Consider the following 14,205-nt stretch of genomic DNA (forward strand, 5'->3'; position numbering starts at 1 on the left):
GACCGCCCGGCACTTTTTTTATTGGAAATAAATTTTTATCTGCGCGTTCTTGCCGAATCAAGACGACGTCTCCATCCTGCTACTCCGATACCGCCTCGCTGTTCCATCTGAGCAACATGGCGTTCTGCTTCCTCAAAGAATCTGCGTTCCTTTGCATACTTGTCCACATTTAATACCATTCCAAGCTCTGCAAGCAGGAAAACAACAGATGTACCACCCGCACTGAAAAATGGAAGTGTAACACCTGTTGTCGGAATTACACTCGTAACAACCATCACATTTATCAATAGCTGGAGTGCGATCTGCGTAAACACACCTATTGCCAATACTTTTCCTTCAATATCCCATGCATTCTGCGCAATCTTGTAAATACGATACAGCAAATAGCCAAATAATGTCATCATCACGATAACACCAAACACGCCAAGCTCTTCGCAGATAATTGCCAGAATAAAGTCATTGTAAGAATACGACAGCTTGAATTTAATAAGGCTCTGTCCAAGACCCTTGCCCCAGAAACCGCCTGCGCCAATTGCATAGCGCGCCTGCATCGCCTGAAGACCTTCGTCTGCTGCATACTCCTCTGGATGAAGCCATGCACGTATACGCACAAATCTAAAGTTTTCTGCGCCCTGATGCATCAAAAGATAAACAGTAACACCAATTGCTGCTATGATAATTAATGCAAGACCAATCAGGAAATACCAGTAAAGATCCGGCTTTTTTACACTTGATAAAATTATAACGGCACAAATACAAAACAAAACGATAACCGTGCTTAAATTATTTGAGAAGAAAAATAAAAAGCCCAAAAGCGCAATGGCAAGCAGGCACGCAAGCACCTGGTTATACCACCTGTTTAATCCCCAATAACTCACATAATAAGCGAAGAAAATAATTATGGCTGCCTTTATTGGCTCCGCTGCCTGAAAGCTTACAGGACCAAGTTTTATCCATCTTGTTGCACCAAGCTCACTGTGAGCTAGTGGTGTCTTTAGTGCCGCAATAATGGCCACTGCAGCCAAAAGCCAAAACCAGCCCCAGCCCAGTCGCACAATACGGTGATAATTAACATATGACGCAACAATCATTATAGCAAATCCAAATATTACATTTTTAAGCTGATTATTCATAAAATAGCTATAATTCTTTGTAATCGAATTGTTATAGCTGGCACTGTATACCATAATAATTCCGTATACATTTAAGAAAATAATCGTAAAAAACAGATTATGATCAAGCGGTCCCCATACAACGCTTGTTTTCACAAACTCCTTCATACGACGTACAAGAGGCGCTTTCTTTTTTTTCATATAATATTAACCTTTCATTCTTGTTCTTATTTTTGAACTAAAGATGCAGCCGGAAGCTGAACAAGAAATGTACTTCCCACACCTGACTGACTCTCTACACTAACACAGCCGCCATAAAATTCTGTTACATGTTTTACAATAGAAAGACCAAGTCCTGTACCAGCAACTCGCTTGCTGCGTCCTTTATCTACACGATAAAAACGCTCAAAGATACGCTTCTGATCCTCCTTTGCAATACCTATACCACTGTCTTCCACACGAATTGAAAGACTTGTGCTGTCCATTGTGATATCGGTTTGGACAAAGCCGCCTGGTCTGTTATATTTAACTGCATTTCCCATAAGATTAGACAATATTCCCTGAAGATGGCTGCGATCCATATAAACAAACTCATCACAGCAATGGATTTCAAGCGAAACATTATTCTCATCTGCTAACGGCTTAAGTGTTTTTTTTACCTCTTCTGCCACACTCTTGACACATAGCATTTCCTTAGTCGGCATTAACTCCTTGGTCTCTAATCGGGAAATCATCAATATGTCATTGATCAGGCTTGTCATTTCCTCCACCTCTGAGTGAATGCGTCCTAAAAACTCTTTTTGCATCTGTGTATCTGATGCCATACCACTTTGAAGAAGCTCGGCATAGCCGCGTATTGCTGTAAGCGGTGTTTTTAATTCATGAGAAGCATTGCTGAAAAATTCCTGACGAATCGTCTTTTCTTTTTCAAGCTTTCGTATGTAATCCTGCACGCTTTTTGACATGTCAGTTGTTGTGCGCGCAATGATATTTAATTCATCATACTGGTAATGAGGAAAATTAAAATCAATTTTCTCATCATAGATACCCTCAAGCTTGTGTGAGATTTCAAGAATTGGCTTAGTGACGGAGGCGGCAAATTTATTAGTCAGCACACCGGCAACTGATAATGCCAGCAAAAGGCTAATCGCAATAGACGGTACCATCATTTTCATCAGATCTGTAATCACATCGTGATGGATAGAAATACGAATGACCTTATGCTGCGTAGGTGAACAATATGCCGCATACATCATGCTTCCTTTGATTGTGCTGGAATTGCGCACCTTTGTTCCAAAGCCGTTTTGAAAAGCCTCCTTGACTTCCTTTCTGTTTTTGTGATTTTCCATCGTCTCTGGATTTCCAGTTTCAGAATCAGCCAAAACACTTCCATCATTATCAATAATTGTAATTCTATAATCATTATTCATCTGACTGCTGATTTCAACAATCTGTTTTTCCAGATCGCTGCTCTCCCAGTCAATTGTGGCATCTAACAAAAGCAGTACTGGCTTCATATCTTCCATGACGCGATGACTTGCCAGACGATAATATGACATACTGATGACAATACTGCTTATTGCCATCGCCACAATCAGTACAACAATAAACCGCTTTACAATCGCCCGTTTCATATAGAAGTGCCTCTTTTCCACTATATTTTTCTTACTTACTGATTTTCTAGTGCTTCATCTTCCTTTTGTGCTGCCTCACTCCTGTCAACAGCAACAGCATTGATGGCTTCCTTCATAACAGCCTGTACCTCATCCTCGCTCATCTGCATCTTTGCTGCGATTTCAGAAAGGTTAGGCTCGCGTCCAAGCTCTTCTGCAAGCTTTGTCATAACTACATTTAAAACATTAACAGAAGCTGTTAATTTTTCTGCTGTCTGCTCACTTTGTTTTTGCTCTTCTGTAACTGCTTCCATTGCCATATGAACTGCGCGCTCACGAAGCTGATTAAAATAGGAAACTGCATCATCACCTACAACTGGATGCGACGCATAGTTTTTTAATACAAGCAAAAGTGCCATGTTTCCTTCCTGAACAAGATCTGATATTTCAACATCATTTCCTGCATACTTCGCTGCCTCACGCACGACATAGGCAAGGCTGCCCTCTGTCAGACGCTTCACTGCCTCCTCGTTTGGAAGACTATTTAACAATGCTTCCATCTCCTCATTTGTACACTCTGGAATTTCACTTAACTCATCCAGATACATCTGATAAAACTGGTTTTCCATAATTTAATTGACTGCCTTTCTACTATTTCTCCGTTAAATCTGCCTTCATTTTATGCTTTATGCATCAGTATTAGCCCTGCTGCAAATCGTCTTTATTATAGCGGATATTACCACTTAACGCAACCCTGCAATTACCAGAAAACAAAAACTATTGCTCAATATCTGCCCAAAACTGTTCTAACAGCGCTGTACAATTCGAAAGTTGTACAATGTTCATATCTGTCCAATCCGGCGGAAACTGACTTCGATACGATCCCTGCAAAAAGCGCTCATCTAACAGGGCTATAACACCATAATCTTTGCTTGTGCGGATTAAACGTCCTGCTGCCTGCAATACTTTATTCATTCCAGGATAAAGATACGCAAATAGGAAACCATTTTTTCCTTCTTTTTCATAGTGACTTTTTAGAATTTCCTGACGTGACCCTGTCTGCGGCAATCCCGTTCCTACAATAATAACACCAATTACAGCTTCGTTTTGCAAGTCAATTCCCTCGGAAAAAATGCCTCCCATAACGCAAAAACCGACAGTCGGTGTGTCCTGTTCTCTAAATGCATCAAGAAATTCTTCTCTCTGCGCTTCTGTCATGCTGCTTTCCTGGCGAATATAGCGTACATTTTCTTCTTTTTCCATACAAGCTTCAACTTCATCGCGAAATGTGTATGATGGAAAAAAGACAAGATAATTTCCACGCCTGCTATTTGTTATTGCCTTAATATACTGGCCTATACGAGTATATTCCAATGCTGTTCTTCTTGTATATTTTGATGATACATCTGCTGCTGTTACAATGAGGCGATTTTTCGGGTCAAAAGGAGACGCAGCATAGATTGCCTTTGATTCTTCACCTTGTCCAAGAAGCTCCTTGTAATAACGAATTGGCAAAAGTGTTGCTGAAAAGAATATCGTTGAAATTCCTTGTGTGCAGCATTCCTGCAAACGCTCGGCCGGATTTACACACAGAAGATTTATCTGAAAGGTTCCCTGCGATGTATGTTCCATATATACCTCGTAATGCTCATTAAGCTGTTCATATACTTCCAGGAAATCTCTTACATGAAAGAAAAACTCACTTGCTTCTTTTGGAGCTATCCATTCTGGATGTGTTTCACTCAATCGGTTTAACGCTTCATATAGTCGCTCTAATGCCATGACAAATGATCCAATTCCTTCACCCTCTGGAAGAACCTTCCATACATCACACTCTCTTTTTAATTCAAGGAGTTTGCGATTGCAGCTATTTATCTGTTTTACAACTGACTTAAATGGTTCATAATATTTTTTCGCGGCAAGAAATTCTTCTTTTTCAAGTTTAGCACTGTACATCTCTCTTGCACGCTCCACCAAATTGTGAGCCTCATCTACTAAAAATATGTACTCGCCTCTTTCACCGTCTGCAAAATAACGCTGCAGACGCACATGAGGATCAAAAACATAATTATAATCGCAAATTATGGCATCTACCCAATAGCTGACATCTAGTGATAACTCAAATGGGCAAACCTTATATTTCTTTGCGCAGGCAGCTAATTTTTCTCTTGTAATCTGCTCACAATCATGAATCAAATCAAATGCTGCCTCATTTACACGATCAAAATGACCTTTGGCATATTGGCATTGCACGGGATTACACTCCATAACTGTGTTCGGACAGATTTTTTCTTTTGATGTCAGAGCAATGTATGACATTTTAAGACCATTTTCTTGCAAAATATCAAACGCTGATACTGCCGCTGTGCGCGTTATCGTCTTTGCTGTCAGATAAAAAATCTTATCAGCGTACTCCTCTCCAACTGCCCATACAGCTGGAAATACAGTCGAAAGTGTCTTTCCGATCCCTGTCGGTGCCTGAATAAAAAGCTGTTCTCCATTTATCATCGTGCGGTATGCTGCCGCAACAAGACGTTTTTGTCCAGCACGATATGGATAAGGGAAAGACAGTTTTTGTATAGAAGCATTTCTTTCCAGACGATGCTCATACAAAAACTGCGCCCATTTTCCATATTCACTTATATAACGATCAAATTCTTCTTTGATTTCTTTAAAAGTATATACTTTTAGGAAACGCTTGATTTCTTCAGTTTCTGGATGGCAATATGTGATTTGTATGCCAATACAAATTCTTTTTTTCTCCTCGTTTTCTTCTGTAACACCTGCTGCTTTTGTATTCAGTACTTTTGCATACATATAGGCATAGCAAAGCGCCTGTGCTACATGAACTTGTGCTGCACTATCTAACTTTTCCATATCCTGCCGGATAACTTTAATCTCATCAATGATAAAAGAAATCTCTGCTGATACATTCTCATCTGTTTGTGTCTGATAAAGTAAATTGGCTTGTTCTCCCTCTACTGATTTTTCATCTGGTGTAATAATGCCATCAGCTCTTCCTTCAAGTAAAATCTCAACATCCCTGTAATGTGCTGTATGCTTTAGAGAAACCTCTGCCTTATATGTACCCGGCATCGAACCTTGTATTTTGCGATGCAGACGACTTCCTATCTGCATCGCATCATACTGTGCTTTTGTGGAATGGCGATTATCAATATCACCGCTTCTAAGAATAAATTCTACCAGATTTCGCACTGAAATCCGCACTTGATTTTCAATCAGCTTATGCATTGATCTTTTCCTTTATGCAAAGTGCTCCTGCGCTGCGCCAAGTGCAATATCAAGCGCAGTCTTTTCTGGAATTTTTACTGTTACATTCGGAAGCTTCTTTTTAGCCATATTGATAATTTGCTCGCGGAAAAATGTATTCTTTACATTGACACTTCCCCACATCCATAAATCTGCCTGCAAAGCTTTTGCCTCTTGATTTGCAAAAAAGGCTTCATCAAGCTCACGTTTAATACGATTATCTGGCTTTCCTTCCATCTTACAGCATGTATCCCATACAATCGCAAAAATCTTAGCCGCACACTCCTTTATAATTGTTTTTGCTACCAGATCACCTTCCTCTGCCGCCTGTGCGCATAAAACAGCCAACCCTCCGACAGGACTCTTATCAAGCAAATGATCATTTACATAAACGTCAGCCTGCTCCAATGTTTTAACACCTGTCGCATTTGCAATCTTCTTTGCAAGAATTGGACAATTGATCCTTCCATCCAGCCAATCTGCATACGCTTTAAATGTCTGAAGACCTATATCATATGCACTTCCTTCATCACTCAATACATGATTCCATCCGCCGGTGCGAAAAACTTCTCCTGCCTCATTTCTTCCATAACAAATAGAACCTGTTCCAGAAATCGTGACAAGCACAGGTCCTTTAGACAAATATAAAAAGAGTTCACAGTCATTTACAGCCAAAATACGCTCCTTTGCAAAGCCCATCTCCTCAAAGATGCTTCTCATCTGCATTTCCTGCTCCTTAGAGTCAATACCGCTTGCCGCAATGCATATGCCAAGACAATCAGAACTTTTTAGTTCATACTTTGAAAGAGCTGCATCCATCAGTTTACGATACTTCTCTCTTCCAATCTCATATCCTTCTGTATTAAATGCACAGCCCTCACCTAAATATTCCCCAATCAGAGTCTTATCTTCTGTCGAAAACTTTACTCTTCCTGATGTTCCTCCGACATCTAATCCTGCATAAAACTTCATATATGTATCCTGCCTTTCTAAAATTGTATTGCTTCTATATATATATTGTACTGATCTTCCCTTACCAGGGATATTAACTGCAATGTATTATATCATACTTTTACAAATAAAGATACCCGGCCTGTAAAAGCCGGGTATTTTTATTTGTATTTACATTTATTGTTTTACCTTCAGAGTGTAAACTCTCTTTGTCGGCGTATATGTATTGCAGTAGATTGTATATCCATCAGTATTTACTTCTTCACCTGAATAATGTCCCTTAAAATGATGCTCGCATGCACCTGGTCCAAACTCGATGCTTGTAAGTCCCTTTGTCATTGTTACATAATCATCTGACAGAACCATTGACTTTCCAGCCACTGTCTCCATGCAGAAATGATCATTCTCTAATGTCGTTTGTGATGGCACACAAAGCTCCATACGAAGCGGCAAACGCTCTAACCCGTCTGTATCTACGCTGATTTCAAGACCATCTGCTAACTCTGTGATGACTACCTGAGTGTGAAGATCACTTGTAATCATAAGATCACGCTTTTTGTGATCCATCTGCCACCAGTCGCTTGTATTTTGCTTTTCCTTCCATGGCAGATAATACCAGCCTCTTGCTGTGTGTGAAAGAACAGTCTTTCCTTCCTGTACATCCATCTCATCTGGGACAAAATTACGAATCTCACAGTAGCTTTCGCCAATCTTTAAAAATGCTTCTAAACCATTTACGTTAAAGTACAAAAAGGCGCTTCGATTCTTCATAACAGTGTAGGAATAATTTTCTTTCTTCACACGAAGTACACCAGCTTCTTTGAAAAGCTTGTGGTATGTCTTTAAGAAACCACAATTTTCAAATGTATAATCAAGTGTCTTATCATAAATCATCAAAAGATGAAGACAATTTGGTGCCTGACGTCCAGTCTCAGCACAGCCCTTTATAATCTGATGTGCAGCACCATCAAATCGTGCATGCTCCTCTGGTGTCAGCTTGATAAAACCATCTGTGCCATCGTATGCAAGCAAATATAGGTACTGATACAGATACTTGTCCATAAAAATTTCTTTGCCCTGATCCTGACGTGTAGAGTTCTGAGTAAAGACCATATCATTTGGTTCAATGTAGTACATCATCATATTTAAATTGCGCTCTACATATCCCAAATACTTCACATCTTTTGAGCACTGATACATTGCCATCATTGCATTGTTGACAACAGCATTATAATTTCCGGTGGAACGCTCTGCATACTCACCCTCTGAATTACCGTCAATGCCTTCCTGAAGGTATAAAACAGTACGGTCCATAAGGCTCTTTGCAAACTCAGTATCATCAGCAAACAGTTTGGCTGCCTGCATAAGTGCGGCACAAATACCCCAGCGATGGTTCGGTGTATGGAATCCACCATCACGAATAGCCTCTGCTGCCATTCTCATAATAGCAAGATACTTTTTCTGAAGAATAGTTGTATCTGCTACATCCTGATATTTTTTCATCAGGCGATAGCCATCATTTAATCTTTTATAGCAAAAGCTTGTATCTGGTGCTGAGAAGAAATTACAGCACGGATAATCAATATAGCCGCTTTTTCTCTGAACACGTGCCACACCATCTGCCGCCAGCTGCAGCGCTTCCATCAGCTTCTCGCTCTTATAATAGCGGCTTCTGCTGTTTAAATATAATGCCAGTGCCGTTGCCATCATATAGATCGTTGGCTTTGCCTCAATCACATCGCCTCGCATCAGTCCATAACATAAATCGTTCTTATCCTTAATCTGCAAAAACAGCATTTCATCTACGCGATGTTCCTCGCTGCGAATCAGATAATCAATATAACGCTTCATTTTTTATACTCCTCCAGCTATTTTAGCTGTTTTTATTTGCAAAGCTTCAATGCTTCCATGAAGAACAAAATTGCCAGTGCCTGTCCATACGGCATAGGAATAAGCGAGATCTGCTTATAGAAATCCTTGCTCTCTCTTCCCATCGGTGTTCCGTAGGAAACCTGCTCTACCTTGCCTTCTTCACTGACACATTTTAAAATTGGTGCAAGCGCCTTCATTGCAGAATTTGCGCATGACTTATCAACAATGCCAAGATCAACTGCACGAAGGATACCATATGCGAAACCACATGTTGCACTCGCCTCTACATAAGAGGTCGGATCGTCTACTAAAGTATGCCACATACCAGATTCATCCTGGAAACGCATCAGTGCACTGACCTGAGCACGCTCGGACTCCTCTAAAATGCGTCGAACTGCTGTCGGGCACTCTACCATATCAAGAAATTCCGGAATTGCCATTGTAATCCAACAGTTTCCTCTGCCCCACAGTGCCTCTGCAAAATTGTGATGACCATCAAACGTCCAGCCATGGAACCACATGCCTGTCTTTTTATCTGTCAGATACTTTACATGAAGAAGGAACTGATACTGTGCCTCTTCAATATATTCCTTCTTGCCGCGAATACGTCCCATATTAGCTAAAAACAATACTGTCATAAATAAGGTATCATCCCAAAGCTCACCATTATTCATTGTATCAGAAGTCTTGTGCTGAAGACCGCCTTCCTCTGTGCGCAAAAAATCGTGCATAATACTCTCAGCCCACTCGTCACAAATTGCCAGATACTCATCATTTTTAGTATACTCCGCAAAATAAGACATTGCAAGAAGAGGGGTTACGGTATTGATATTCTTTCCAGGAAGACCAACCTCCATTTGCTTCTCATAAAAACGCTTTAAAATGTCCAGATACTCTGGCTTCTTTGTCGCTTCAAAAAGACGCCAGAATCCATATAAACCAACACCCTGCGTCCACTCCCAATGCTGGTATCTGCGAATATCATCGCCCTCCAGATTCTTTGTCTTCATATTCTCTAAAAACTGCTCATCATCCTCATACAATACAGTCTGAAAGCTTGCGATCACACGCTCTAAAGCATCCTTTACCTGTGCTGCTGTTACGTTCTCCATCGTCCCCGCTCCTTTTCTTTTATATTATGCTTGGATATATTTACATATCCCATGTAAACTGTTACACTTTATGCATAAACTGTTACATCTTGTACTCAGTATACAAAATGACATACAAAATATCTATTTAAAATTTGTTTTCTTTTTCAATATTCCTTGCATATTTTGCTGTAAATCGCTATACTGATGTTACAGTTTTATAAATACTATTGGAGGTTTCAATGGATCATCCACTTCAGCTTAAATATCAACGCAATTACAGCATTATTATAAATGACTGTGATGTTTCTCTTTTTTATTATTTTGATTACGGAGAGCGCTATAAACAGATCAATATGGAGTTTCAACACTCGCACCGCTTTCATGAAATCATGATACCGCTCTCTCCTGATACAATACATTTTATTGAAGGCGTGCCATATTCTCTTGAGGAGGGCGACATTGTGCTGCTGCCTCCGACTATTCTTCATCGGACTGAATATCCAACTGGGGCGCCAAGTAAACGACTAATCATTTCCTTCTGGTACCCGAAAGATCTGTTTGGCATGGCAGACTATTATCTACCGCTTTTAACTATTTTTAATGCCCAGACTCCAATCTTTCGCTTTCCAGAGGAAATACGAAAACAAATTCTGGGCATTCTTGATGAAATTTATACATTTTCAAGACATCACGACTATCTGGCTCACCCAGAACAGCGGCTTATTATTCACTCGATGTTTATACAGTTTTTGTATGCGATTAAGCAAAACCAGGACAAAAATCTATATACAAATAAGTCGTCAGGCAACTCAGCAACGCAAAAAATCTACAGCATTACCTATTATATACACAGCCACTATGATGAGGAATTGTCGCTTGATTCCTTGGCTGACAAATTCTTTTTAAGCTCATGCTACCTGTCTCATCAGTTTAAAAAAGTGACTGGATTCACGCTGATAAGCTATATTCAAAAAGTACGTATTACACGTGCAAGGGATCTTTTGCTCTCAACTAGTCACCCGATCTCTGAAATTGCACAGTCATGCGGCTTTCAAAGCTTCTCTCAATTTAACAGAATTTTCCGCCAGACTTATGATCAGTCTCCATCTGCAATGCGCGCCAGCTCAACGACTATCACAAGTCAGCAATCAAATGTAGAATTTTAATATTTGTTTTCGCTTGCTGCGGCTAGCTCTTTTAACCACTTGCTCACAGTTTCAGCGTTACGATTGATAATCAGCTCCTGTGGAAAATCAAGCTCATCAAGAAGCTTTCTTGCACAGTCATACACTCCAACAAAGGCGCTGAAATGAGCATCTGAATCGACACTTATAAAAGCACCATACTTTTTGCACTTTGCAATGATCTTACAACAATTTGCAATAGAAGAAGGACGCACATGAAATGTAGCTTCATTTAACTCGATTGCCTTTCCAAGACGTGCTGCCTCTTTAATGACAGTATCATGGTCATACGGATACTGTGCTGTTCCACTGTGGCCTAAAATATGGATTTTGGGATTTTTAAGTGCCTGCATATAAGCATTTGTGTGCTGTTCAACTGTTCCTGCCTTAAAAGTCTGCTCATGAAATGATGCTACAATGCACTCAAGACGTCCGAGTGTGTGCTCTGTCAGATCAATATTTCCATCATAATCTACAATATTGGCCTCAGCACCCTTCCAAACCTTTACACCATGGATATACTCTGGCAAAATCCTCATATTAGAAAAATGACCTTCATACGGTGCATCAGGCATTGACGGTCCATGATCACTCATATTGATTCCTTCAAGACCGTTTGCAAATGCACCACGACAATTTTCCTCTAGCGTGCTATAGGCATGAGTGCTTGCAAGCGTATGTGTATGAAGGTCTGTCTTTATCTCATAATTTCTCATAGTTTTCTCCTTTCTGCACGTATACCACCGTCTTTTAATGCCTCAAGAAGCATCACATCATTGTAAAGACAGTGCATACGTTCCGGGTAATCTACATCCTCATGAAAATGGCCAAACAGCCAGTACTGATAAGAAACCGACTGCCATACGTGTTCTAAAATTTTATTTGTCACTGACAGATCCTTATCTGGAAACCATGCCTTTACCATGCACTCTGGAACTGTATGTGTGAAAATCAGATCAAATGTATGATCATTTTCCTGCAATGATTTTAAAATTTGCTTTTCATCCTCTTTTGACAGATCCTCATCTTTCTGCCAGATATCAGGATGATTTTTCTTATACCCAGGTCCGGTTGTACTTCCGCCAATTAAAAGCATAGAAAATCCGTCGATTTTACATACACTTCCTCTTTTCAGGTAGTAAATGCCATCTGATGCCTTCATTGTATTTTCTGCTGTTAGGCTGCATCCGCTCTTTTGAAAAAGTAATTCATTTTCACTATCACTAATCTTAGGAAGTCTTTTTAATACATCATAATCTTCATGATTACCATCAATAAAGAAAACAGGATATGGCAGCTTCTTTATATATTCTGGCAGTTTCATCTCCTCTTCTGGCTTTGTGTCTTTGCGATTATCTGTGAAATCGCCGCAGATAAAAAGTGCACGAATACCAGTAAGCTTTTTTAGTCCTGTCTCCATAATCTTTTGCCGTTCTGCATTGGATGGAAAATGCACGTCGCTGATTACTGCTATCATCTTGTTTCCTCCTTTATGAAGTAAAAAGCGGGAGCCGTGTAAGCCCCCGCTTTCTGTATTGCGTATTCGCTTATATTGTTACAATTTATTCTGCAGCAGCCATTTCTTCATCATACAGAGCAGCTCTTCCTTCGATAATGTCAGTCAGACCTGCATTGTCCATATCACTCTTTAACTGAGCCTCTAAGGAATCAAACTCATCTGGCTTGCAGCTGATCAGTCTGTATACATACTCGATCAGATCAGAACGGATCTGAGTACCATACTCATTCTCTGCCTCAGCATTGATAGAGAATACTGGATAACGATACTTGCCGATTGCAACAGTCTCATAGAAGTTCTCATACCACTCCTTGGAGTCGATCGGATCCTTACCCATAGCACTCTCAACAATACCAGCCTCATCATCCATGAATGCGAAATGCTTGTTTACGATGTTGTAATCATCAAGTGTTCCCTTGTAGCCCATAGTACTTAACTCATCAGCAGTAAATCCAACCGGAACACCATTCTCACTAACCTCATGCTCTGGTGTGTAAGCTACGTTCTCTGCATTAGTCGGATCTGCTAACCAGTTCAGATAAGTCATGCACGCATCAACCTTATCCTCGCTTGCTGCCGGAACCATGATCCACATACCATACATCTGCTCGTATACGTTACGGATATCTCCATTCTCCTGAGTGAAGCACTCAACTGGAACGAATGTAGACTTGCCAAGGTCATTGTTTAAGGTATGGATATTCTCCCACTGAACAGAGTTATCATCCAAGAAGAATGCAACCTTACCAGCTGCAATGTTTGACTTATGTACGGACTCATCTGTATCAGTAGCAAAATCCTGAACAATAATGCCATCATTGTACAGCTGGTTCATCTCTCTAATACCGTCTAATGCGCCGTCATGAGCTACGATATAGTTCTCGCTATAGGTAAACTCATCCTTCTCATCCTCGAAGGTTACATAGGAACCAACGAAGTTCAGGTACATCTTCTCAGTATCCTGACGTCCGCCCATGCTCCACGGAATCATATCCGGATACTTCTCATGAATTGCGTACAGATCATCAATCAGCTCCTGCTTTGTAGTCGGAACCTCAAGTCCCATCTCATCAAGGATATCCTTGCGGATGTAAGCGGTATGACGCGGATTCTCAGTTCCTCTCTTTGAAAGAAGCGCATACTGAGCACCATCATACTCACCCATGTTCTGAACCTCACCAGCATACTCCTTGATGTTAGTTCCGATTGTCTCATAAGCCTCTGTCAGATCAGCCAAACCACCCAGATTTGCGTAATTTAAGAATACGTTCTGGTCATAGGAGAAAATGATATCAGGTGCATTTCCACCAGTCATCATAGTTGTCAGAACATCCTCACTGGTAGATCTTGGAACAGCTACGAACTCAACCTGAATACCCAGATCCTTTACCTGCTCGTTGATCCACTCGCTCATCTTGTTCTCCTCAACAGTCATACCCTGCGGAGCATCTCCACGGTCCCAAACCATAACACGAATTGTAGTGGTTTCATCTGCCATTGCCGGAATCACGCCCATGCTTGTTACTGCCATTGCTGCTGTAAGAGCTACTGCAGCTGATTTTCTCATCTTTCTCATTGTAAACTCCTCCT

General features: G+C 40.5%; 11 protein-coding genes. 1 reads left to right on the top strand and 10 read right to left on the bottom strand.

What is annotated here, in order from left to right:
• Positions 1-35 precede the first annotated feature (35 nt).
• The 7 genes from WJP93_RS08200 to WJP93_RS08230 form a co-directional block, all read right to left on the bottom strand.
• The gene (locus WJP93_RS08200; RefSeq protein ID WP_337547706.1) at positions 36-1,313 is read right to left on the bottom strand and encodes an FtsW/RodA/SpoVE family cell cycle protein; all 1,278 of its coding nucleotides are present in this window, start codon (positions 1,311-1,313) and stop codon (positions 36-38) included.
• A gap of 26 nt (positions 1,314-1,339) precedes the next feature.
• Entirely contained in the window at positions 1,340-2,746 is a 1,407-nt protein-coding gene (locus WJP93_RS08205) for an ATP-binding protein (protein ID WP_227101569.1), read from the bottom strand.
• 35 nt (positions 2,747-2,781) lie between these two features.
• Positions 2,782-3,354: a sigma-70 domain-containing protein gene (locus WJP93_RS08210; protein WP_227101570.1), complete on the bottom strand. Its 573-nt coding sequence runs from the start codon at positions 3,352-3,354 to the stop codon at positions 2,782-2,784.
• A gap of 148 nt (positions 3,355-3,502) precedes the next feature.
• Entirely contained in the window at positions 3,503-5,977 is a 2,475-nt protein-coding gene (locus WJP93_RS08215) for an ATP-dependent DNA helicase (RefSeq protein ID WP_337547707.1), read from the bottom strand.
• A 12-nt stretch (positions 5,978-5,989) separates the two neighbouring features.
• Positions 5,990-6,967 carry a BadF/BadG/BcrA/BcrD ATPase family protein gene (locus tag WJP93_RS08220; RefSeq protein ID WP_337547708.1) on the bottom strand — a complete coding sequence of 326 codons (978 nt, stop codon included), beginning with the start codon at positions 6,965-6,967 and terminating at the stop codon, positions 5,990-5,992.
• 156 nt (positions 6,968-7,123) lie between these two features.
• Positions 7,124-8,797 (bottom strand): hypothetical protein, encoded by a 1,674-nt coding sequence (locus WJP93_RS08225; protein WP_337547709.1) that lies wholly within the window; start codon positions 8,795-8,797, stop codon positions 7,124-7,126.
• Positions 8,798-8,829: 32 nt separating this feature from the next.
• Positions 8,830-9,930: a glycoside hydrolase family 88 protein gene (locus WJP93_RS08230; protein WP_337547710.1), complete on the bottom strand. Its 1,101-nt coding sequence runs from the start codon at positions 9,928-9,930 to the stop codon at positions 8,830-8,832.
• Positions 9,931-10,151: 221 nt separating this feature from the next.
• Here WJP93_RS08230 and WJP93_RS08235 point away from each other — a divergent pair, with 221 nt between their 5' ends.
• Positions 10,152-11,078 (top strand): AraC family transcriptional regulator, encoded by a 927-nt coding sequence (locus WJP93_RS08235; protein ID WP_337547712.1) that lies wholly within the window; start codon positions 10,152-10,154, stop codon positions 11,076-11,078.
• Here WJP93_RS08235 and WJP93_RS08240 read toward each other — a convergent pair.
• The 3 genes from WJP93_RS08240 to WJP93_RS08250 all read right to left on the bottom strand — a co-directional run bounded on the left by WJP93_RS08240 (position 11,075) and on the right by WJP93_RS08250 (position 14,191).
• Positions 11,075-11,812: a phosphatase gene (locus WJP93_RS08240; protein WP_337547713.1), complete on the bottom strand. Its 738-nt coding sequence runs from the start codon at positions 11,810-11,812 to the stop codon at positions 11,075-11,077. The two genes, WJP93_RS08235 and WJP93_RS08240, sit on opposite strands and share 4 nt — an antisense overlap.
• Positions 11,809-12,573: a metallophosphoesterase gene (locus tag WJP93_RS08245; protein ID WP_337547714.1), complete on the bottom strand. Its 765-nt coding sequence runs from the start codon at positions 12,571-12,573 to the stop codon at positions 11,809-11,811. The genes WJP93_RS08240 and WJP93_RS08245 overlap by 4 nt, the downstream gene beginning before the upstream one ends.
• Positions 12,574-12,658: 85 nt before the next feature.
• Complete coding sequence (locus tag WJP93_RS08250; protein ID WP_337547716.1) at positions 12,659-14,191, bottom strand: extracellular solute-binding protein; 1,533 nt, start codon at positions 14,189-14,191, stop codon at positions 12,659-12,661.
• Positions 14,192-14,205: the final 14 nt, after the last annotated feature.

It is taken from the genome of Anthropogastromicrobium sp. (assembly GCF_037349415.1).
Taxonomy (GTDB): Bacteria; Bacillota; Clostridia; order Lachnospirales; family Lachnospiraceae; genus Anthropogastromicrobium; species Anthropogastromicrobium aceti.

Coding starts and splice junctions, on each gene's coding strand:
- WJP93_RS08200 (WP_337547706.1), bottom strand. CDS start 1,313: ATGAAAAAAAAGAAAGCGCCTCTTGTACGTCGTATGAAGGAGTTTGTG.
- WJP93_RS08205 (WP_227101569.1), bottom strand. CDS start 2,746: ATGAAACGGGCGATTGTAAAGCGGTTTATTGTTGTACTGATTGTGGCG.
- WJP93_RS08210 (WP_227101570.1), bottom strand. CDS start 3,354: ATGGAAAACCAGTTTTATCAGATGTATCTGGATGAGTTAAGTGAAATT.
- WJP93_RS08215 (WP_337547707.1), bottom strand. CDS start 5,977: ATGCATAAGCTGATTGAAAATCAAGTGCGGATTTCAGTGCGAAATCTG.
- WJP93_RS08220 (WP_337547708.1), bottom strand. CDS start 6,967: ATGAAGTTTTATGCAGGATTAGATGTCGGAGGAACATCAGGAAGAGTA.
- WJP93_RS08225 (WP_337547709.1), bottom strand. CDS start 8,797: ATGAAGCGTTATATTGATTATCTGATTCGCAGCGAGGAACATCGCGTA.
- WJP93_RS08230 (WP_337547710.1), bottom strand. CDS start 9,930: ATGGAGAACGTAACAGCAGCACAGGTAAAGGATGCTTTAGAGCGTGTG.
- WJP93_RS08235 (WP_337547712.1), top strand. CDS start 10,152: ATGGATCATCCACTTCAGCTTAAATATCAACGCAATTACAGCATTATT.
- WJP93_RS08240 (WP_337547713.1), bottom strand. CDS start 11,812: ATGAGAAATTATGAGATAAAGACAGACCTTCATACACATACGCTTGCA.
- WJP93_RS08245 (WP_337547714.1), bottom strand. CDS start 12,573: ATGATAGCAGTAATCAGCGACGTGCATTTTCCATCCAATGCAGAACGG.
- WJP93_RS08250 (WP_337547716.1), bottom strand. CDS start 14,191: ATGAGAAAGATGAGAAAATCAGCTGCAGTAGCTCTTACAGCAGCAATG.